This window comes from Oleiphilus sp. HI0128, assembly GCF_001635365.1.
Genome location: NZ_LWGG01000014.1, coordinates 1 through 20,416 on the forward strand (window position 1 = coordinate 1; position 20,416 = coordinate 20,416).

General features: G+C 44.1%; 21 protein-coding genes. 7 read left to right on the forward strand and 14 right to left on the reverse strand.

The window, feature by feature from the left end; translation table 11 throughout:
- A partial coding sequence (locus A3763_RS00200; protein ID WP_231872051.1) for a hypothetical protein occupies positions 1 to 446 on the forward strand: 446 nt, incomplete at its 5' end.
- Positions 447 to 516: 70 nt separating this feature from the next.
- Here A3763_RS00200 and cysQ read toward each other — a convergent pair.
- Entirely contained in the window at positions 517 to 1,344 is an 828-nt protein-coding gene (gene cysQ, locus A3763_RS00205) for a 3'(2'),5'-bisphosphate nucleotidase CysQ (RefSeq protein ID WP_068554990.1), read from the reverse strand.
- A 129-nt stretch (positions 1,345 to 1,473) separates the two neighbouring features.
- Between cysQ and yrfG the strand changes: the two genes are divergently transcribed.
- From yrfG to A3763_RS00225, 4 genes are all read left to right on the forward strand, one after another.
- Positions 1,474 to 2,121 carry a GMP/IMP nucleotidase gene (gene yrfG, locus A3763_RS00210; protein WP_068508769.1) on the forward strand — a complete coding sequence of 216 codons (648 nt, stop codon included), beginning with the start codon at positions 1,474 to 1,476 and terminating at the stop codon, positions 2,119 to 2,121.
- Positions 2,122 to 2,523 (forward strand): ribosome-associated heat shock protein Hsp15, encoded by a 402-nt coding sequence (hslR, locus tag A3763_RS00215; RefSeq protein ID WP_068508767.1) that lies wholly within the window; start codon positions 2,122 to 2,124, stop codon positions 2,521 to 2,523.
- A gap of 45 nt (positions 2,524 to 2,568) precedes the next feature.
- A complete protein-coding gene (gene hslO, locus A3763_RS00220) occupies positions 2,569 to 3,426 on the forward strand; it encodes an Hsp33 family molecular chaperone HslO (protein WP_068554988.1) in 858 nt (285 codons plus the stop codon).
- 223 nt (positions 3,427 to 3,649) lie between these two features.
- Entirely contained in the window at positions 3,650 to 5,185 is a 1,536-nt protein-coding gene (locus A3763_RS00225) for a phosphoenolpyruvate carboxykinase (RefSeq protein WP_068508763.1), read from the forward strand.
- Between the two features lie 150 nt (positions 5,186 to 5,335).
- On the opposite strand, the gene A3763_RS00230 is transcribed toward A3763_RS00225, so the two are convergent.
- Positions 5,336 to 7,084: an acyl-CoA dehydrogenase C-terminal domain-containing protein gene (locus A3763_RS00230; RefSeq protein WP_068634469.1), complete on the reverse strand. Its 1,749-nt coding sequence runs from the start codon at positions 7,082 to 7,084 to the stop codon at positions 5,336 to 5,338.
- Between the two features lie 278 nt (positions 7,085 to 7,362).
- Here A3763_RS00230 and A3763_RS00235 point away from each other — a divergent pair, with 278 nt between their 5' ends.
- Complete coding sequence (locus A3763_RS00235; protein WP_068508760.1) at positions 7,363 to 9,387, forward strand: NADPH-dependent 2,4-dienoyl-CoA reductase; 2,025 nt, start codon at positions 7,363 to 7,365, stop codon at positions 9,385 to 9,387.
- A gap of 95 nt (positions 9,388 to 9,482) precedes the next feature.
- Here A3763_RS00235 and A3763_RS00240 read toward each other — a convergent pair whose 3' ends face one another.
- The 11 genes from A3763_RS00240 to A3763_RS00290 all read right to left on the reverse strand — a co-directional run bounded on the left by A3763_RS00240 (position 9,483) and on the right by A3763_RS00290 (position 18,319).
- A complete protein-coding gene (locus A3763_RS00240; protein WP_068553373.1) occupies positions 9,483 to 10,058 on the reverse strand; it encodes a DUF5610 domain-containing protein in 576 nt (191 codons plus the stop codon).
- Between the two features lie 108 nt (positions 10,059 to 10,166).
- Entirely contained in the window at positions 10,167 to 10,751 is a 585-nt protein-coding gene (locus A3763_RS00245) for a Crp/Fnr family transcriptional regulator (RefSeq protein ID WP_068508752.1), read from the reverse strand.
- Positions 10,752 to 10,923: 172 nt separating this feature from the next.
- On the reverse strand, positions 10,924 to 11,253 hold the full coding sequence (locus A3763_RS00250) for a phasin family protein (protein ID WP_068553374.1): 330 nt from the start codon (positions 11,251 to 11,253) through the stop codon (positions 10,924 to 10,926).
- 20 nt (positions 11,254 to 11,273) lie between these two features.
- Entirely contained in the window at positions 11,274 to 12,017 is a 744-nt protein-coding gene (gene phbB / locus A3763_RS00255) for an acetoacetyl-CoA reductase (RefSeq protein WP_068508748.1), read from the reverse strand.
- A 256-nt stretch (positions 12,018 to 12,273) separates the two neighbouring features.
- Positions 12,274 to 12,624, reverse strand: a complete 351-nt coding sequence (locus A3763_RS00260) for a hypothetical protein (RefSeq protein ID WP_068508746.1) — start codon at positions 12,622 to 12,624, stop codon at positions 12,274 to 12,276.
- A 19-nt stretch (positions 12,625 to 12,643) separates the two neighbouring features.
- The gene (locus tag A3763_RS00265; protein WP_068553375.1) at positions 12,644 to 13,585 is read right to left on the reverse strand and encodes an alpha/beta fold hydrolase; all 942 of its coding nucleotides are present in this window, start codon (positions 13,583 to 13,585) and stop codon (positions 12,644 to 12,646) included.
- A 13-nt stretch (positions 13,586 to 13,598) separates the two neighbouring features.
- Complete coding sequence (locus tag A3763_RS00270) at positions 13,599 to 14,252, reverse strand: helix-turn-helix domain-containing protein (RefSeq protein ID WP_197469823.1); 654 nt, start codon at positions 14,250 to 14,252, stop codon at positions 13,599 to 13,601.
- A 96-nt stretch (positions 14,253 to 14,348) separates the two neighbouring features.
- Positions 14,349 to 15,758 carry an oxygen-independent coproporphyrinogen III oxidase gene (gene hemN / locus A3763_RS00275; protein WP_068553376.1) on the reverse strand — a complete coding sequence of 470 codons (1,410 nt, stop codon included), beginning with the start codon at positions 15,756 to 15,758 and terminating at the stop codon, positions 14,349 to 14,351.
- A gap of 143 nt (positions 15,759 to 15,901) precedes the next feature.
- Positions 15,902 to 16,516, reverse strand: a complete 615-nt coding sequence (locus A3763_RS00280) for a histidine phosphatase family protein (RefSeq protein ID WP_068508738.1) — start codon at positions 16,514 to 16,516, stop codon at positions 15,902 to 15,904.
- A gap of 2 nt (positions 16,517 to 16,518) precedes the next feature.
- A complete protein-coding gene (locus A3763_RS00285; protein ID WP_068759796.1) occupies positions 16,519 to 17,949 on the reverse strand; it encodes a rhomboid family intramembrane serine protease in 1,431 nt (476 codons plus the stop codon).
- 136 nt (positions 17,950 to 18,085) lie between these two features.
- A complete protein-coding gene (locus A3763_RS00290) occupies positions 18,086 to 18,319 on the reverse strand; it encodes a DUF1127 domain-containing protein (protein ID WP_068508732.1) in 234 nt (77 codons plus the stop codon).
- A 173-nt stretch (positions 18,320 to 18,492) separates the two neighbouring features.
- On the opposite strand from A3763_RS00290, the gene A3763_RS00295 reads away from it, so the two are divergent.
- A complete protein-coding gene (locus A3763_RS00295; protein ID WP_068634046.1) occupies positions 18,493 to 19,944 on the forward strand; it encodes a PLP-dependent aminotransferase family protein in 1,452 nt (483 codons plus the stop codon).
- A gap of 27 nt (positions 19,945 to 19,971) precedes the next feature.
- Here the strand turns inward: A3763_RS00295 and A3763_RS00300 are convergent, their stop codons facing one another.
- Positions 19,972 to 20,415 (reverse strand): DUF4442 domain-containing protein, encoded by a 444-nt coding sequence (locus tag A3763_RS00300; protein WP_156494775.1) that lies wholly within the window; start codon positions 20,413 to 20,415, stop codon positions 19,972 to 19,974.
- Between the last annotated feature and the right edge of the window lies 1 nt (position 20,416).

A 20,416-nucleotide genomic window follows, 5' to 3' on the forward strand; every position in this document is an offset into this window, starting at 1 on the left:
CTATACTGAAATCAATGACAGATTTCAGGCATTTGTTCAGTAAGCTTAGGCTATTCAAGCAAACACCAGATACTGAACACTATGTGAAAGGCACCCAAGGAGACAAGTTCATGTACAGCCAATTTACCAAAGCCCTAAAAGTTATTATGTTCAGCCTTGTGTTGGCGCTACCCGCGACGGGCTGGTCAAACACGATTGAAGAAACGCCTTCAGCCGTTGCGATGACCGGCGACGCCTTGTTTGTAAGACCCGTAATGATTGCGACAACTATCTTAGGTGCAGCAATCTTTATCGTTTCTTCACCATTTTCTGCCTTAGGTGGTAATGTTGAGGAGTCCTTCGATGAACTGGTGGCTGGGCCTTTTAATACAGCGTTTATCCGCTGCTTAGGTTGTACAATGACCGGTCGTAAAGTCAGCGCGATAGTTTCCCAGGAAGAAGAATAAGCTTCACTTCTTCTTTCAAATAAAAAAGGCTGGTGTGATACCAGCCTTTTTTATTTCTATTCAAACTAGTTTAGTTTGATGCCTTTTGAATAAGCGCTTTCCAGTCAAAGCTCTGATCGCCTAAGGCGTGAAAGAATGGATTTAAAATATCTGCTTTCTGGTTGTAAGTGAGAGGTTTTAGATCGATATCGAGGATTTCACCGCCCGCAGCATTGAGTACGGCGTGTGCAGCAGCAGTATCCCACTCGCTTGTGAGCGCTAAGCGCGGATACCAATGAGCCGTTCCTTCCGCAATGGCACAGATTTTCAGTGAACTACCCATGCTGACTAAATTAATATCGTCAAATACCTCAGCGACATGCTTAAGAAGTTCATCCAAGGCTTCAGCTCCGTGGCGCCTGCTACCAACAACAGCCAGTGTGTCCTGAGTATTGACTGCGCTCACCTTAAGCTCAGTCTTAGCACCTTTTTCTTCTTTCCAGGCTCCTTGCCCTTTTAATCCGTAATACAGTGTTTGTGTAACAGGAACGTAGACAAGCCCCAGAATAGCTTCACCGTCTTCGATCAAAGCAATATTGACGGTAAACTCGCCATTTTTATTAATAAATTCTTTAGTACCGTCTAAAGGGTCAACCAGCCAATAACGCTGCCATGAAGAGCGCTCAGAAAACTGAGGCATACCACCTTCTTCAGAAAGAACAGGGTAGTTTAGAGCTAAGCTTGTTAAGCCTTGGTCTATCACCATATGAGCGGCGTGGTCAGCTTTGGTAACCGGAGAGTCATCGGCCTTGTTCTCAACTTCGATTGGCGAATCGGAGTTATAAACTTCGAGAATAGCCTCGCCCGCATCGATAACGATTTTCTTTAAATCTGGTAAAAGTTGTACTAGCTCATTCATGAGGGTTTGTAATATCCAATATAAAGTGTGTTGAAATAGTTGGCTTCGGCTAATAACTCTTAGAGGAGTGTTTGTGTGAACAGATTCCGAGCGCTAGAATAGCCGTTTTACGACAGTATAGAGAGTTTCATGATCGACTGGAATCAGATAGAAACAGTTTTCTTCGATATGGACGGTACGCTACTAGACCTCCATTTCGATAACTACTTTTGGCTAGAATATTTGCCAAAGCGTTATACGGAGCTGAAGAGCCTTAGTCATGACGATGCAGTGAAGTCGCTTCATGCTATGTACGAAGCACATCATGGTTCCCTAAACTGGTACTGTCTCGATTTCTGGTCTGATGCGCTCAACGTCGATATTGTGGAACTAAAGAAAGAAGTAAGTAATAAAATTGCGTATCGACCTCATGTTAAGGAATTCCTGGGAGCCGTCAAAAATATGCCTGTAGAGATGGCCATCCTTACCAATGCCCATCAAGGTAGTATTAGTGTCAAGCTTGAGCAAACCGACTTGGCTGACTTCTTTGACGAGATCATTTGTTCTCACGATTATGGCTTGGCTAAAGAACAGTCTGACTTCTGGCAGCGACTTCATAAGGCAAGGCCCTTTGATAAAGAAAAAACAGCTTTCTTTGATGATAATGAGGCGGTACTTGCCGCTGCAAAAGAATTTGGTATTAAGCACTTATATTCAATTGCCCAGCCTGATAGCCAGAAGCCTGACAGAGAGCAAGGAGATTTTCCCTTAGTTCGTGACTTTAGAGACTTGTTGTAAATGAGTACAGACGCAAAAGTAAGAATTGATAAGTGGCTTTGGGCTGCTCGCTTCTTCAAGACCAGAAGCTTGGCGAAAGAGGCAATTGATGGTGGTAAGGTGCATTATAATCAACAACGCTGTAAACCTGGTAAGACAGTTGATATCGGTGCAGAACTAACCATTCGCCAGGGTTGGTTTGATAAGGTCGTTATTGTTGAAGGTTTAAGTGATCGCAGAAAAAATGCGAGCTTGGCTCAAGAACTCTATCGTGAGACAGAAGAAAGTATTGTAAAAAGAGAGGAGGCGCTGGCGGAACGAAAGCAAGCAATGGCAGGCCTACCCGCACCTTTTAAAAGGCCAAATAAACGCGACCGCCGACGCATTCACCGTTTTAAGAATATAAATTCAGAATCTGAATGAGCTCTATCTTTAATGTGATAAGACTCGAAGTAACAGGATATATACATGATTGATCAAGATACTTTCCAGAAGTTCCTTTTTGAAGAGCTGCAAATTCGAGGTGAGTGGGTACGCTTAGGAGAGAGCTTCCAGCAGGCGAGCAAAAACATGTCTTACCCTTCAGAAGTTAAAGCGCTCCTGGGTGAAACGATCGCAGCCTCAGTTCTGCTAACCGGAACCTTGAAGTTTGATGGTCGTCTGTCTATTCATGCGCGAGGTGAAGGGGCGCTAAGTTTGTTGATGGCAGAAACGACGAACCTGAAGACCTTTAAAGGGGTTGCGCATTGGCAAGGTGACATTGAAGAAGGTCTGCCGTTAAAAGATTATTTAGGCAATGCGCAGTTAGTGATTACCATCGACCCTGATCGAGGAAACCGCTATCAGGGGATCGTCCCCTTAGAGCGTGAAACACTGTCTGAGTGTTTAGAGCAGTACTTTGAAATGTCTGAACAGCTCGATACCTATATGTTACTAGGTGCTGATGAGCTAGGTTGCTATGGCTTAATGTTACAAAAACTACCAGGCTATAGAGAAATTGAAGATCAGGATGCATGGGACAGGGTGACCCAACTGGCTAAGACATTGTCCTCAGAAGAACTCGTGAGCACAGATAATGAAACCTTGCTGGTGCGACTATTCCACGAAGAAAAAGTGATTACTTATCAATCTGAGCCAGTACAGTTTAAATGTTCGTGTTCCAAAGAGCGCACGGCGGCATCAATTCAAAGCTTAGGAAAAGAAGAAGCGCTGGATATACTGGAGCATGAAGCCGAGATTACAGTAGATTGTCAATTTTGTGCTGCACGTTACACTTTTGATCGGACAGATGTACAAAATTTATTCGATCTAGGCGAGCCCCATTAGGCTTATTTGTTTGAATAAGGTGAAAATATTACATATAAGCCTTATGCAAGTTCTAATCTGAAAATCTATCGCCTTTGCATGTTTTAAAGTGAACAAAAATGACTTGCTTCTAAATTTAGTCGTTTTTTGTACAACAATTTGGCATAATGGCGCCCCAAATTTTTCCAGGCTCTGTTTTAGAAAAAGCTAAAACGTAGTCAAACTTAACCCAAGTGAGGTCGAAGTGAGTAACACTTATGTTGATCTAAGCTCAGCCGTATTGGTAGAGCACGCACTTGAGCGCAAAGAAGGCAGCTTGGCTGCTAATGGTTCTTTAGTCGTTACCACCGGCAAAAGAACAGGACGCTCTCCTATGGACCGCTATATTGTTGATGAGCCGAGTACTTCGGATGCAATCGGCTGGGGTCCAATTAACCGACCATTCGACCCTGAAAAGTTCGATGCTTTGTGGGAACGAGTCGAGGCGTATTTGGCTGAGCGAGATAGCTATCTTTCTCACCTTCACGTGGGTGCAGATGCTGATCACTATCTACCTGTTAAGGTTGCAACAGAAACTGCTTGGCAGAACCTGTTTGGTCGCAATCTGTTTATCCGCCCTGAGCAATATAACCAGGCCGATAAGCAAGAATGGGAAATCCTAAACGTTGCAAGCTTTGAGTGTGTACCTGAGCGTGACGGTACTAATAGTGACGGTACAGTAATCATCAACTTCGCCAAGCGTCGCGTTTTGCTTGCAGGTATGCGTTATGCGGGTGAAATGAAGAAAGCAATGTTCTCTGTTCAGAACTTCTTGTTGCCAGAGAAAGACGTATTACCAATGCATTGTTCTGCAAACGTTGGTGATGACGGCGAAACAACATTGTTCTTCGGTTTGTCAGGTACAGGTAAAACTACCTTGTCTGCTGACCCTGCGCGTTACCTTATTGGTGATGACGAGCACGGTTGGGGCAAAGGCGTTGTCTTCAATATTGAAGGCGGCTGCTATGCGAAGACTATTGATCTATCTCAAAAGAATGAGCCAATCATTTGGGATGCGATCAAGTTCGGTGCAATCGTAGAAAACGTAGCGCTTTCTGATGATAAGCGTCTACCAGATTACACAGATACAAGCATTACTGAAAACGGTCGTTGTGCCTACCCGCTAGAGCACGTTGAAAAACGTGTTGCTGAAAACTTAGCAGGCGAGCCAAACGCTATCGTATTTTTGACTTGTGATATGACGGGTGTACTACCTCCAGTATCATTGTTGTCTAAAGAAGGTGCGGCTTACCACTTCTTAAGTGGTTACACGGCATTGGTTGGTTCTACAGAGATGGGTTCAGACTCTAAGTTGAAGTCTACGTTCTCTACCTGTTTCGGTGCACCTTTCTTCCCACGCCCAGCAGGCGTTTACGCTGAATTGTTAATGAAGCGTATGGAAGAGTTCGGTTCTAAGGTTTACTTGGTTAACACGGGCTGGACAGGCGGTGCTTACGGCACAGGCCAACGTTTCAGCATTCCGGTGACTCGTGCAATCATCAGCGCAATCCAGAGCGGCGCTTTGGCTGATGCTGAAACAGAGCACTTGGAAGCCTTGAATCTAGACGTTCCAACTTCATTGGAAGGTGTTGATGCTAAGTTGCTTAACCCACGTAATACTTGGGAAGATCCAGCAGCGTACGATGCAAAAGCAGCTGATCTGATCTCTCAGTTTGTTGAAAACTTCAAGAAGTTTGACGTATCTGATGCGATCGTTGATGCAGGTCCTAAGCAAGCTTAAATTAGCTTCCTTAAGACTAAAAACCCGGCGCTGAAAAGCTCCGGGTTTTTTTGTATCTAAATGAGTGCGATGCTCGAAACAGCTCCCATAGGCAGATTCTTAGAGAGTGGTGGAACCCTCTGCCTACAAAAAATAATCCCGTTGAAGTTCTTAAAAGTACCACTCATCTTCTTCATGTAATGACAAACTCTCAGCCCCGGATTGCAGCGCCGCCTGGTGTGCTTGAATCCGCGGTAAGATACGCGCAAAGTAGAACTTGGCGGTCTTTATCTTGCCTTTCAAAAAGCTTTCTGAGAATGTCGTGGTATCGTTATCTTGAAGCTTGGCTTCGGCTTTAGCTGCCATTTCCAGCCAGAAATAAGCCAAGGTTACATAACCTGAATACATCAGAAAGTCATAGGCAGCAGCGCCGACTTCGCCGTGATCTTGGAGAGCTTTCATACCGACGTTTTGAATCATTTGTGGCCATTCTTTACTGAGAGTTTTTACTTGCTCAGCAAGCTGGATTAGCTCGGTATCGCTGTCTTGTTTAAGTATCGATTTGGAGAGCACATGAAGCTGTTTTGTAAATAACATCAGTGCCTGGCCTTGGTCGCCCAATACCTTTCTTCCTAGCAAGTCGAGAGACTGAATCCCCGTTGTTCCCTCATAAAGCGTAGAAATCCGTCCATCACGGTAGATTTGCTCGACGCCAGTTTCGGTAATATAACCATGGCCGCCATAAACCTGGACAGCTAAAGAAGCAGACTCTTGACCGGTTTCGGTGAGAAATGCCTTGGCGATAGGCGTAAGTAAACCTAGTAGTTTTGCGGCCTCGGCATCGTTTCCGGCTTTTTCCCTATCAAGCAGCTCTGCACAATAGTGGCAAAATGCTCGACCCCCCTCAGCAAACGCTTTTTGAGTGAGGAGCATCCTGCGCACGTCAGCGTGACCTATCAAACCAGTGGTTTGTCCGCGCAATTTTTTATCCAGGGACTGGCCCTGAACACGTTCGACAGCATATTGATACGAGGCCTGAAAAGACTGTTCACTCATACCCACGCCTTGTAAGGAGGTTCCCAGACGCATCTCATTCATCATTTTGAACATGGCTTTAATACCGCCATTCTCTTCGCCAACCAGGAAGCCTTTTGCTTCTTCAAAGGCCATCGTGCAGGTAGGGTTGCTGTGTATCCCCATTTTTTCTTCAATACCAATACAACTAAGGGAGTTATATTCATTATTGTCTGGAAAAATTTTTGGCACCAAAAATAAAGATAGGCCTTTAATACCTTCAGGTGCACCCTTAATACGAGCGAGTACTAAATGAATAATATTGTCACTAGCGTCATGATCACCTGTAGAGATAAAGATTTTGGTACCTGATATCGCGTAACTGTTGTCAGCATTAATCTTTGCGCTACTTTTAATTTCACCTAGGTCGGAACCGCAATGAGATTCAGTTAAGCACATGGTGCCCGTCCAATTACCTGATACCATGTTGTGAAGGTAGGTTTGTTTTAATTCATCATTACCGAATGAAATCAGAGCTTTACATGCAGAGCTGGTGAGCGCTGTGAACATGCATAAAGATTGGTTGGTACTGGTCAACATTTCCGATACCTTTGAGCTAAGTGCTTCAGGTAGCGCTTGCCCACCCCACTCCTCTGGCATCGAGATTCCCATCCACCCTGCTTCAGAAAAAGCTTTAAATGCGTCGCGAATCTTAGGGTCTAGTAGTACTTTACCATCCTTGTAACGACAGCCATTTTGGTCTCCATGTTGATTGACGCTGCCCCAGACTTGCTCTGAAAACTCTGCAGCCTGGTCGAGAATTAAGCCCGCATCGTCATTGTCGATAGCAGAATTGCCCTTTATATGGAATTTCATATCAGTGATTGGCGCGCAATATTTCGACACGGTGCTATGCTCCTCTATTAATGTTCTTATCAATACGTCTATCAGTGTGCCGTACTTGTACTAAAGATTATTGCGATAGAAAAAATTTAGCACATTAACAAATGATAAGGACGTTATGAAAAGATTTGCATAGGATGAATATAAGCTAGGTCATTCAGACAAATGGATTCCCGCTCCAACCAGGTGGCCCTATTTTGCAGGGCAATTCACCTTGTATGTGGGAATGATGAGGGTGGAATGAACCTAAGAAAAAATTAAAAGCGTCAGCGGAGAGAGAGATGTCAGCAGAATTATATCCAAATATGTTAAAGCCATTGGACTTAGGTTTCACGACTTTAAAAAACCGTGTTTTGATGGGTTCAATGCATACAGGCTTGGAAGAAGAAAAAGATGGCCATGAACGAATGGCTGCTTTCTTTGCAGAACGCGCTCGCGGTGGAGTTGGCCTGATTGTTACGGGCGGTTTTGGTCCAAACCAGGAAGGTGCTACGCATCCTCATACCAAGTCAATTAAGACAGAAGAAGACGCACTAGCACATCGAACTATTACTGATGCCGTTCATGAAGCGGGTGGTAAGATCTGTATGCAGATTCTACATACGGGTCGCTATGCGTTTAACCCTAATTTGGTTGCGCCTTCTGCTGTTCAGGCACCGATTAACCCTTTTCCACCAAAAGAACTTGATGAAGCCGGTATCGAAAAGCAGATCAGTGATATCGTAATGTTAGCGGTTAATGCTCAAAAAGGTGGTTATGACGGCGTTGAAATCATGGGCTCAGAAGGTTATTTCATTAACCAGTTCTTAGCGAAGCGTACTAATAAGCGTGATGACCAATGGGGTGGCGAATACGAAAACCGTATGCGCTTGGCTGTAGAAGTCGTGCGTCGTACACGTGAAGCCGTGGGTGAAAAATTTATTATTATATACCGTTTGTCTATGCTCGACTTGGTTGAGGGTGGAAGCAGCTATGAAGAAGTACTACAGCTAGGTAAGGCGATTGAAAAAGCAGGTGCAACCATCATCAACACTGGTATTGGTTGGCATGAAGCACGTATCCCAACAATTGCGACAAAAGTACCGCGCGCAGCATTTACTTGGGTAACCGCTAAGTTCAAAAAAGAGCTTAATATTCCATTGATCACTTCTAACCGTATTAATACGCCGGAAGTGGCTGAAGAAGTTCTAGAGCGTGGCGATGCCGATATGGTGTCGATGGCACGCCCATTCCTTGCGGATCCTGACTTTGTTCAGAAAGCTTTTGAGGGCAAGAGCGACGAGATCAACACTTGTATCGGTTGTAACCAGGCTTGTCTTGACCACGTATTTAGCGGCAAGCTAACTAGCTGCTTGGTGAATCCGAAGGCATGTCACGAAACAGAGTTTGCTTCATCTCCAGTAGAAACGGCTAAGAAGTTGGCTGTTATTGGCGCGGGCCCAGCTGGTTTAGCATTTGCGACGTCGGCAGCTGAGCGTGGACATACAGTAACTTTATTTGATTCAGCAAATGAAATTGGCGGGCAGTTCAATATTGCTAAGCAAGTACCCGGCAAGGAAGAGTTTTACGAAACGATCCGTTACTTTGGCAAGATGATCGAGAAGACGGGTGTAAACCTTCAGCTTGGTCAGCGTTTGACAGCAGAGGACTTAAATCAGGGCGATTTTGATGAAGTTATTCTAGCTACCGGTATTAGCCCACGTACACCTGAAATAGAGGGTATTGATCACCCTAAAGTACTGAGTTATATCGATGTACTTCGCGATAAGAAAGAAGTGGGTAAGAAAGTAGCGGTAATCGGTGCAGGTGGTATCGGTTTTGATGTATCGGAATACTTAGCCCACTCAGGTGAAGCAACAAGCCAAAATATCGAAGCCTTTATGAAAGAATGGGGTGTTGATATGTCGCTAGAGGCTCGTGGTGGCATTGAGGGCGTTGAAGCGCAAGTTAGCCCTTCTGCTAGAGAAATCTACTTATTACAGCGTAAGAAGTCTAAAGTTGGCGCGAAGCTAGGAAAAACAACAGGCTGGATTCATCGCACGGGTCTAAATAACAAAGGCGTCAACATGATACCTGCCTGTACTTACGAGAAAGTGGACGATCAAGGTATTCACATTGATGTCGCAGGTGAGAAGAAAGTACTTGATGTGGATAACGTTATCTTGTGCGCGGGCCAGGAGCCACTGCGTGAATTAGTTGAGGGCTTGAATAAGCCATATCACCTGATTGGTGGTGCTGATGTGGCTGCAGAACTTGATGCAAAACGTGCAATTAATCAGGGTACGCGTTTGGCATTGGATATCTAAAGTCTTTAGATAAACAAGCAGCAAACAGAGCCGAGCTAGAGTTTCCTAGTTCGGCTTTTTTGTGCCATTCGCGTGCTGGTGGGAGAATAATTAAGCTATTCCTGCACCTCAAACTGCTTCTTGAAGGCTTGCAAGCCTTCCTGAACCAAGTCATAGGTCTTATCGATATTCTCGGCAATCTCACCTTCTAACACTCCTAATCCATCGAGTATCTCGCGTGCTTCAGAAAATCCGGTATCAATACCACCGCTAATAATATCGACAAACTTTTCGACTTGCTCACTCTCGTTCAATTCAGGGTGTTGTTGTTGATAAAGTGGAAACAGGCTAGTCGAGAAATTAACAATCCGGCCCGCTGTCGCTTCGGGTGAGACGTCCAGGCCTTGCTCATAACCGGACTGGATTGAGTTTTCGCCAAAGTCACCTTCTAGCTCTTTATTGATCGCATCGATAGCGGTCTGATAAAGCAGGCTCATAGGTTCGTTCTTGACGCTGAGGCTAACTTCGTAGTTAGCATTCAACACGGCAGCATTGAATTCTTTGCGAAGGGCCTCTACTTGACCAATTTGCTCTGTGCCATCACTTTGCGGTGAAGACCTTGCGTCACTAGAAGTAGTTTTTTCAGGTACGGACGATATATTAAGTCGGGTGTCGATTTGGCTAACAGGCATATGAACACTCCTCAGTAGCGGTAGGTCTTGATTAATTATTGACCAGTGCGTGGGGAGCAGCAAGCAAAACTTGGTAAGTATTTGTTCCTTATAGATGGCTAGCTGAGGCTATTGAGAAAACTTTTTTCGAAGGCGGGACAGGCTAACGGGCGTCATGCCGAGAAACGAGGCGATATGGTATTGGGGGATGCGCTCCAGGAAGTGAGGGTATTCTTTACAAAACCACTTGTAACGTTGTTCACCGTTATTGAGTAGCCGCTTGGCATCGCGTTTAGCATTGCGTACGAAGAGTTCATGCATAAAGGTGATTTCGAAACGTAATAACTCGGGATCATCATAACCATAGGAATGAAATTGATGGTAGTTCGCGACAACAAGGCTGGCGGGTTCGAGTGCTTGAATATAATAGGGGCAGGGTGTGCCATTTACGAAGCTTGATATGGGGCCCAGCATTTGACCTTCTTCATAAAAGCCTTCGTTTACTTCGTTGCCTTCTTGGTCGACATAGTAGAGCCTGAGAATGCCGTCAGAAATATAGAAAAACTCTTCGCAGGCATCCCCTGCTCGAATCCAATGATCACCTTCATCGAGTTCTTGAACATGGAAAAAATCTAGGAAACGGTCCCATTCCGCTAAGTTTGCTTTGAACTTCTTCTCAAGCATGTGTCGCATTTTGGCTATATGCTGGTTCACTTAGCTTCCTTTTCACTGGTCATTTGTTTTGAGCTGCTTATAGTAGTCTTTTTATCAAACGTGAACAAATAGCAGTTTGATGAATGTTTTTTAGAATTAGAAATAGCGAAGAAAATAAGGGGCGCGTTAGTCGCCCCTGATAGTTGAACTTACTATACTGAGGTTGAATGGCTTATACAGTCTCTTTAGAAAACACCTGTTTTAAGCCCTCAGCGGTTTGGCTAGCCAAGTCAGTAAGCTTTTCTGCATCGCCCTTAAACTGAGCTTGAACAGTCTCAGAAAATTCAGATTGTTGCTCTACAAAGGCGTTCAGTGAATCGCTATTTCTGATCTCTAATGCCGATTTTGCCTGGGCTATACCCATTTCAGCGTAGTTTGCAAAGGCTTGCGCTTGAATATCAACTAACTCACCTACGTTATTCAGTAGCAATCTATTCACTTCTTTTGCAGGCTCAACAAAGCGTTTCGCTTGTTCGCTTAATGAATCGATAAATTCGTTCATGTATGTCTCCTTGTTATTTACTAGTGGTGCATGTGCTGACCGCCGTTAATGGAAAGATTTGATCCAGTGATAAAACCAGACTGTTTGTCTGATAAGAAAGCAACAAGTCTCGCTATTTCTTTTGGATCACCCAGCCTGCCGACCGGAATTTGGGCGATAATTTGGTTTCTTATACTCTCTTCGACCGCCATCACCATTTCAGTTGCTATATAACCAGGGGAAATAGTGTTAACAGTAATGCCTTTGCTGGCTACTTCTTGCGCTAGTGACATGGTAATACCATGAATGCCAGCTTTGCTGGCAGCGTAATTCACTTGACCAAATTGGCCCTTTTCACCGTTGATAGAAGAGATATTAATAATTCGCCCGTATTGGCGTTTCAACATGAACTCGATGACATTCCGACAAGTATTGAAGGTTCCACTCAGGTTCACATCAATGACCTCTTGCCATTTTTGTGGTGACATTCGTTTTAAGCTGGTATCGCGAGTGATACCAGCGGTATTCACCAAAACTGCAATGGGGCCAATGCTTTCTTCAATATCAAGAATATTGCGGGTACAACTGTCAAAATCAGCAACCTCCAGTACACAGGTTTTAATGTCATAGCCTTGTGTTTTGAGTTGCGCTTGCCAGTTGTCGGCTTTTTCTTGGCTGCTGGATGCAGCAACAACGGTGTAGCCTTCATCATGTAGTGTTTGGCAGATCGCAGTACCTATTCCACCGGTTCCGCCCGTGACAAAAGCAACGTTTACATTAGACATATATGCCTCCTAATCGTGAGTTCAGATTCAAAAATCGGAAAACGAAAGAAAAGAGAGGTAACAGAGTTGAAACTCTACGGCATGTACCTGATTTTTGTCGTTCTTATAGTTTCTCATCATGAAGCTAGAGACTAGGGAAAGCTTTGATGTGAATCACATGGCGGATGGAAGGGTTGATTAATAGTAAAGATAATTGATGTAGATCAAAATATATACAAAGAGGGGTTTTGGGTTTGCAATAGTGGTACTGAGGTATTTACCACGTTCTCCATCGCTCAGTGATATCTTCGGAATACTCGTGGCCAGCGCTTTGTACAACTAGTTTAATCAGGGCGCAAATATCTTCTCGTTGGTCGGTCTCAATTAGCTGATGGTCGAGTTTGAAGTTCAGGTCATTTAGTTTTTTCACCAAAGACTCAATTTGGGTAGAAACCCAAGAAAAATCATTGTTTTGGTGATTGCTAGTCACATCATGGATAAATGCTGTAATTAGCTGGTCGCACTCCTCTACATGCTGCGCCAAGTATGCTGGCTCTTCATCATCTTCGATAAAGTCATACATCCAATGCAACAGGTAGTCCTTTTTTTCCTTGATTGTGCTGTTCATTTTAACTCTATACGTAGTATTAAGAAGAAGGCTTGGGTAAAAACTCAAGCATTGCCTCTGCGGAAACACTTGGAGCCTCAAGCATGGCAAGGTGGCCAATATCTTCGAGTACCAGCTGTTGGGCACCAGAGATTAATTTTGTATATTTGTCGATGTTTTTTACGTTAATAGCCCTGTCTTGTTCACCCCAAATAATTAGAGTAGGCGCAATGATACTGGTGAACTTTTGCTCCAGCCCCTTGCCCAAGTCACTACGAATATCTTTGAATATTTTCTGATTGATTTCCAGGCGACGAATGGACTTTTCTGCTTCGACCTTGGTGATAACGTCGGGTATGAAAGGCTTATCTTCCATTACAAAGTCCATAAGCTCGTTGAACTCATCAGTGTTTGACGCGATTAGGGGGTTGATACCTTGAGATAAAAGCTCATCCATTTTTGAGGGAATATCATGGATACCCGCAGGGCTAATTAGGGTTATCGATAGAACCTGCTCTGGGTAGGTTGCTGCGTAAAGTGATGAAATGGCGCCTCCCATAGAATTACCGACTAGATGGAAGCGTTTGAGATTCAAGGCACTTGCAAACTGTTTTACGAATGCGCTTTGCTCGACGATGGAGTAAGACTGACTCATGTCGATAGTGCTATCACCATGGCCCATTAAATCTAGAGCGATAAGGTGATACTTGTCAGCTAGCGGTTCAGAAAAACGTATCCAGTTTTCTTTATTGGCGCTAAAGCCGTGCAGCATGATGATTGTGCCGAGCTTATCTTGGCGAGAGTTTTCCAGATAAGCGTAAGGTTTGCCTTCAATCGAGATTTTTTTAGGTAGAAGGTTTGCTTTTGAGGCTTCAAACTCGATCGCTAAACGATAAAGGTCATCGCGATAGTAGTCGCTTGCGATATTGACTGAAACCAGAGAAAGGACAAAGACAAACAAAAAGACTTTAAGTTTACTCACGCGCGCTCCTTGTTTAACAAGCCGAAGCGCAGCCTGCGAGTTCTTTTAAGCCATTCATATCGATGATGTGTAAGTCTGTACGCTTAATTTCTAGCAAGCCTTCTTTTTGAAAACGCTTAAATAAACGGCTAACCGTTTCGGCGGCCATATTTAAGTGATTAGCAATATCGCGACGCGGCATCATGAGGTTAATTCGAGTATCGGAATAACCGCGTTGCTTGTAGCGAGAAGATAATGCGAGGATAAAACCGGCTAGTTTCTGGTCAGCAGAATGTTCCACAGTCATTGACTGTGAAGTATGTACTTCCTTACTCATTAAGCTAAATAATTGGCGCTGTAGGGAGGGAAGTTTCGCTGCAAGGCTTTCTAAATCGTTGTAGTTAATACCACAGACAGAGGAAGTGCCAAGAGAAATAGCTGTTGAAATATACTTCTGTGGGTAGATCGCATCCAAGCCGAAAAGTTCACCGGGCAGGTGGAAACCGACAATATGCTCATTACCGTTCGCATCAATAACCACGGTTTTGAACATGCCCGATTTAACGGCGTAGATCCTTTCAAAGTGTTGTTCTGACTGGTAGACGGTCTCGTTTTCTTTATAGGGGGACGAAGGCTCAATAATGTTTTCTAACGAAACCATATCATTTGAGTCTAACCCTACTGGCAAGCAAAGTTTTCCAAGAGAGCATTGTCCGCACTTTAAAAAGGACGGAGATGCCACAGAATTCGAGCTCGGCATACGTAAATCACCATAAAATTTTAATTATAGTGTCTTACTATACCGTGGTTGCTCAGTATTCTGTAGAGTTGTTTGATTAAAATATGCATCAAATTTCATAGCGATGTTCCGCAGAAAGATTCTTCCTTTGGGTGTCACCTTGAATCCTTGGTCACTTAATTCGATCAAACCATCGCTTGCGAGGTCATTCAAGCTACTGAGTTCACTGTTGAAATAACGGTGGAAAAAAATATCGTGACCGTCACCGAAGTCACTGTAATCAACGACACCGTCACACATAATTTGTTGGATTAGATCTGCACGGATGCGGTCATCGGTATTGAGATTAACGCCGCGTTTGATAGGTAAGTGTCCTTTATCAACGGCGGTTTTGTACTTGGATACTTCGGTGACATTCTGGCTATAGCCATCATTGACCCGGCTGATAGCACTGACACCAATACCAATTACATCGCATTCTGCATGTGTAGAATAGCCTTGGAAGTTACGCTGCAAACCACCTGTATCAAGGGCTTTAGCCAAGCTGTCAGTAGGTAGTGCAAAGTGATCCATACCGATATAGATATAGCCCGCTTCAGTTAAGCGTTGGATACTATCGGTGAATATTTCAAGTTTTTCTGCTGTTCCTGGAAGGTCGCCTGAGTGAATCAGCCTTTGCGCCGGAATGCGTTGAGGCATATGTGCGTAATTATAGAGTGCGATTCGATCCGGTTTAATACGAATGACTTCATCAAGCGTATTCGAAAAACTTGCGCGAGACTGTTTTGGCAGGCCGTAAATAATATCAATAGATACTGAATCAACTTTGTTATCGCGAGCTGACTGGATAACCGCTTCAACCTGCTCTTTACTTTGCTCACGGTTGATAGCTTTCTGCACTTCAGGGTCAAAGTCCTGAACGCCGATACTGATTCTGTTAAAGCCCATGGTCACTAATTCGGTCATTTCTTCTGGTGTGACTGTACGTGGGTCAACTTCAATGCCAATTTCTAATGAGTCAGGAAGACCTAGGTGGAAGGATTGTGCCAGCACTTCCATGACTTCACGTAATTGCTGAGGGCTTAAAAATGTGGGAGTGCCACCACCAAAATGAATCTGTTGCAGTAAACGGTCGTCAGCATAGTACTTGCCGTGCATTTCGATTTCCCGATATAGATAATCGAGGTAGTCAGTGGCTAGCTGCTGCTTGTGCGTCACAATCTTGTTGCAGCCACAGTAGTAACAAAGTGACTTACAAAATGGAATGTGGATATAAACAGAAAGAGGCTTGGGAACAGGCAACTGGTTACTTGCCTGAGCATGAGTACGATAGTCAGCTTCAGTAAAGTTATCATTGAACTGAAGTGCAGTTGGATAAGATGTGTATCTTGGCCCGTAAACGTCGTATTTGTTTAGTAAGGGCGCCAAGTCTTCGGTCACCTCAAGCGGTTTCATCTATCCATTCCTCCTGCATTGTTAGGGGATCAGTTTATGCGCACTAGGCGTAAGCTGCCTTGACGTGCGTCAAGGGAAATGACTGGTACAAAAAATACTCGAAAAAGGTGCATCTTCAGGTGCAGAACGAAGAAAGGTGGAGCTTAGTCTTGAGAGAAGCGTGCTTGGTGAAATTTAAGTTGAGCAGTATGGCCGCCATCGGGAAAGTGATGATAAGCGAGTCGGCTTACATTGGCATAAGGTACATCAATATTCCAAAGCCTGTCACTAGGCATACCTAGTACGTGGGTTAATATAGCTCGGATAACGCCCCCATGGCATACAAGTAAAGTATGCTCAGTTTGATATTCGAGCACTAAGGCTTCCCAAGCTGTATGAATACGCTGAATGAAATCAGACATTCGCTCGGAGCCTTGGGGAGCGTGATTATCGGGGTCTTCCCAGTAGTTTCTTAATGCCTTTGGGTCGTGTTTCATCAGTTCTTTGACGCTCTTTCCTTCCCATTCACCAAAGGAAATTTCACGAAACATCGGGTTTATGTCGACGCAGAGGCTTAGGTCTTCCCCTAGCTTATTGGCAAAGGCCTGACAGCGACTTAATGGTGAAGTCACTATCCGGGTCCAGGGTTTATGACCCCCTACACTGTCGTGCATTTGCTGCCAGCCCAAGTCTGATAAGGGGTCGTCTTGTGAACCTCGTAGTAGTTGTCCACCAACGGGTTCGCCATGTCTGATTAGGTCGAAAGTGCTTGCTTTCATAACTAAGCCTTGAGTCGCTCGAGTAGCATTTCATATTGCTGTTGTTTAGCAGCAGTATGCCTTATTTTGAACTCCTGAATAAGCAAGAGGCAAGCATCTTGTGTAATATGTTGGTTGCCAGCAAGTTCGAGAAACAAGAAGGCTTGCTCAGCTTTAGGCAGGTCTCCATGTTTAATAAAAAGCATCATCATCTTATGATAGTGCTCGGGCTGTAAGCATTCTTGAGCCCTTTTTTTACTAGCAGCATTTTTTTGAATGTCGGAAAATAATCGACAAATTCTTTCGTAGTCTGATTTACGGACACACAGTTCAATAAGGTTCTGTGCATGCTTCCAATAGCTCGAGTCTTCAGTATGCAATTTTGCCAAGTTGTAACGCTGCTCCAATATTGCTCGTGATTCGGGATATTTAGCACCCAGTGATCGCAATAACTGGCGTGCAGTATTGAACTCGAAGCGCGATAGGAATTCCATTGCTTTTGAAAGCTCTGCTCTGTACTCCCAATCAACGGAGGCAGTTATTCTTGGCTTGTTTTTTGGGGTTTCTTTCGCTGCAACTTTCATGCTTAAGCTCATGAAAATGCCTGTTGAGAGTGCCGGAAGCAGCATGCTTGCAAGAAGATATATGCTAGGCCTAGGTTGGTCGAGCGTATGTAAAACGGTATAGGTGATTAAGCTTAGAGTAAGCATTAGTAACATGAATAAGGCCGATTTTGAGGGTTGCAAGGACTCTCTTTTGGCTTGGAAATTCTTTAGTTTGTCTAACACTAGCGGGCTTGCCAGGCCATAGATAGCACCAAGAGGCCCAACTAAGACGGCATTGCTTTTGGTTGTGAATAATAGATAGGTGAGTGAAGAAATAAACATCGAAAACAGAAAATAGCAGTACAGCTTAAAGGCGCCAAAGCGCTTTTCAAAGTAGNAGGATAAAACTGAAAAACATAGAAATACTAAAATAAACAATGGATGAGAGGGGTGTGCGAAAACATGAGTGAGGATCTGTCTGATGCTGAAGTCTTGAGCAGAAAGGCCAAGTAAGTTTGTACTGGTGGCGCGATACATTTGCTCAATTATAAGCCGCTCCTCATGCCATGTTTCCAGTATGGCTTTCTCAAGAAACATGCTGCCATTCTGCTTGATATAGGAGGAAAAAGCTGAATCTTCCAAGATAGCTTTGATCGTAGGAAGCGACTCACCATCTTCAAAATCAGCTTTTAAGCTATCAATCTTTTGGGCTGAACCCAGGCCTTCTATGTTTAGCCTACGATCAAGGTAATCAAAAAAAATGGGGGCTTCGATTGCTAATAAATCTTGTTGGTAATGTTTGTTTATAGATAGCCACTGTTGTTCATCATGCTTATGCCCGTATAAGACGCTAATCAACAATGTGAGCGACAGAAGCAAGGTAAGAAAAGGAGTTTTCTTGATAGACATGGAGTATTTTGTTTTCACCCATCTTTAATAAGCATTGCACGATTAGACGGCAGCTTAATGCTCTTATACCGATACGAAGCCTATTTATAACAGAAAGCAGGGTGATTTGCCTCCTGGTATTTGACGGCTTAAGCCTCTACTTCCATAGAGGCTGACTTGCTTCGAGTTGTGCTTCTTGTCGGGACACGCCAATATCTCTTAATTGAGCATCACTCAGTTGAAGCAGCTTTTTACGTTGTCGGTGTATCTCCAGTCGCCATGCTAGCGAGTGTAATTGCTTGGCAAATCGTAGACATAGATTGGTGAGGCCTTTTAATGAGCCTGAGTAATTGTGAAGACCTTGTGGCGAAGGGAGTATTTCATGTCTCATCGTATCTTTCCTCGCAATACTAATAATGATAGGGCTTGAAGATGAATACTATACGGAGGTTGTCTGATACGTAACAGATTTAGAATTTAACTAAATTAGCCATAACAGATGTAGTATGAATGAACTGTTAAGTATAATATTTGAACAACTGTTATGGTTCTGGGAGCACAACAATGAAACAGCCTATTTATAAATTGTTAGCAAATGACCTTGCTGAGCAGATTCGGCAAAGTACTTTTGCTAGGGGGGATAAGCTTCCTTCTGTTCGGGAATTAGCGAAACAGCGCTCGGTCAGTGTGTCGACTGTTTTAATGAGCTACGGTTTACTAGAGGACTGGGGGCTGATTGAGGTGAGGCCAAAGTCTGGCTATTATGTTAAAGCCATTGCGCTCAGTGCGCCGGTAGAACATTTATCTAAAGACCATATCCACAACTCTGTCTCTGATTGCGGCCCGGATGAAGTCACCACTTCAGAATTGATCATGGACGTCCTGGCCAGTTCGGCAGAACCAAACAATGTCAGCTTCGGTGCAGCGGTCCCGGCAAGTGACTTCCCTATTATTGAACAACTAAAAAAATCATTTGCAAACCTTGTGCGGACTGAGAAGTTTCTCGGCATTGGCTATGACTCAGGAAAAGGCTGTCCTCAACTAAGGAAGCAGCTCGCCAGACGTGCTTCTGATGCGGGCATGTTAGTGTCACCTGATGAAATTATTATTACTGCTGGCTGCCAAGGGGCCATTGTATTGTGTTTACGCTCTCTGTGTGAAAAAGGTGATGTGGTTGCGGTAGAGTCGCCAGGCTATTATGGCTTGTTACAGTTAATCGAATCTTTGGGGCTAAAAGCGCTTGAAATTCCTTCAGATCCGGTAAGGGGAATGAGCATCGACGCGCTTCAGTTGGCAGTCGAGCAGTGGCCCGTAAAAGTTGTGTTATCAGTTCCTAGCTATAGCAACCCCATGGGAGCCTTGATGCCAGAAACTGCGAAGCTCAAGTTGGCGAAGCTCTTAGAAAAATATGATTTACCGATGATTGAAGACGATATTTACGGAGAGCTGTCATACAGTGATGCTAGGCCAAAAGCTGTTAAATCTTATGATAAGGATGGCCGAATTCTGCTGTGCTCTTCAGTTTCGAAGGTGCTTGACCCTCAGCTATGTGTCGGCTGGGTGATGCCAGGGCGATATCGGGAAAAAATTGAGTACCAACGTTTTTTAAGCAACTCCAGTCACTTTGCTTTACCCCAACTGGCGGTTGCCGATATTTTGTCTAGAGGGCGCTTTGACCGTCACTTGAGGCATGCTCGTGAAGTTTACAGCCAGAGGCGCGATAGGTTGCTAGATTTAATTGCGCTACACTTTCCCAAAGAAACACGCATCACTAAGCCGCAAGGAGGTTTTGTTGCATGGATACAGTTGCCTGATGGTGTAGATAGCACAGAGTTCTACCATTTGGCTAAGGCCGAGGGCGTCATTGTTGCGCCAGGAGAAATCTTTTCAACCGATTCGAGTAAGTACCATAACTATATTCGGTTAAGTTATGCACATGAATGGACCAGAGAGCGAGAGCAAGCTGTTGTGATTTTGGGGAATATACTAAAAGCTGAACTAAGCAGATTCACATAACACTTGCTCAGCTTTTAAGTGGAGAGCTTAACGTTTTTTAGGTGTCCAGGCCCAAACCATTTCCATAAGAATGGGTTCTTTGCCTTCAGCGTCTGTCACACTGACTTTTACAGTGGTTTCACCTTTTTCGAGTTTTTGGATATCAGCAATTTGCTTTTTGCTTAGCGTTGCAACGGCTTTCATGTCGCCCTTGGCGCGTTTTACATAGTCAGCTTTGATTGTTTTGATCACAGGGACAGCGCTATCAGGTACGTTCATACCAATCAAATATCCGGTAGCAGACTCTGCGATCAGAATACTGGCGACAGCATGCACTGAACCAATATGATTTTGCACACTCTTTTTATTTTTTAGTGTAATCACTGCTCGTTCGCAGCTGAGCTCTTCAATTGTAATTCCAGCAGTGCCGGTAAACTTCACCATCTTTCCAAAAAAAGTAGACAGCGCTGTTGAGCGAAGGAAAGATGGCAAG

Excerpts from the sequence above, each read along its gene's own strand:
- cysQ (WP_068554990.1), bottom strand. The coding sequence starts at position 1,344 with ATGAATGAGCTAGTACAACTTTTACCAGATTTAAAGAAAATCGTTATC.
- yrfG (WP_068508769.1), top strand. The coding sequence starts at position 1,474 with ATGATCGACTGGAATCAGATAGAAACAGTTTTCTTCGATATGGACGGT.
- hslR (WP_068508767.1), top strand. The coding sequence starts at position 2,122 with ATGAGTACAGACGCAAAAGTAAGAATTGATAAGTGGCTTTGGGCTGCT.
- hslO (WP_068554988.1), top strand. The coding sequence starts at position 2,569 with ATGATTGATCAAGATACTTTCCAGAAGTTCCTTTTTGAAGAGCTGCAA.
- A3763_RS00235 (WP_068508760.1), top strand. The coding sequence starts at position 7,363 with ATGTCAGCAGAATTATATCCAAATATGTTAAAGCCATTGGACTTAGGT.
- A3763_RS00240 (WP_068553373.1), bottom strand. The coding sequence starts at position 10,058 with ATGCCTGTTAGCCAAATCGACACCCGACTTAATATATCGTCCGTACCT.
- A3763_RS00250 (WP_068553374.1), bottom strand. The coding sequence starts at position 11,253 with ATGAACGAATTTATCGATTCATTAAGCGAACAAGCGAAACGCTTTGTT.
- phbB (WP_068508748.1), bottom strand. The coding sequence starts at position 12,017 with ATGTCTAATGTAAACGTTGCTTTTGTCACGGGCGGAACCGGTGGAATA.
- A3763_RS00260 (WP_068508746.1), bottom strand. The coding sequence starts at position 12,624 with ATGAACAGCACAATCAAGGAAAAAAAGGACTACCTGTTGCATTGGATG.
- hemN (WP_068553376.1), bottom strand. The coding sequence starts at position 15,758 with ATGAAACCGCTTGAGGTGACCGAAGACTTGGCGCCCTTACTAAACAAA.
- A3763_RS00280 (WP_068508738.1), bottom strand. The coding sequence starts at position 16,516 with ATGAAAGCAAGCACTTTCGACCTAATCAGACATGGCGAACCCGTTGGT.
- A3763_RS00290 (WP_068508732.1), bottom strand. The coding sequence starts at position 18,319 with ATGAGACATGAAATACTCCCTTCGCCACAAGGTCTTCACAATTACTCA.
- A3763_RS00295 (WP_068634046.1), top strand. The coding sequence starts at position 18,493 with ATGAAACAGCCTATTTATAAATTGTTAGCAAATGACCTTGCTGAGCAG.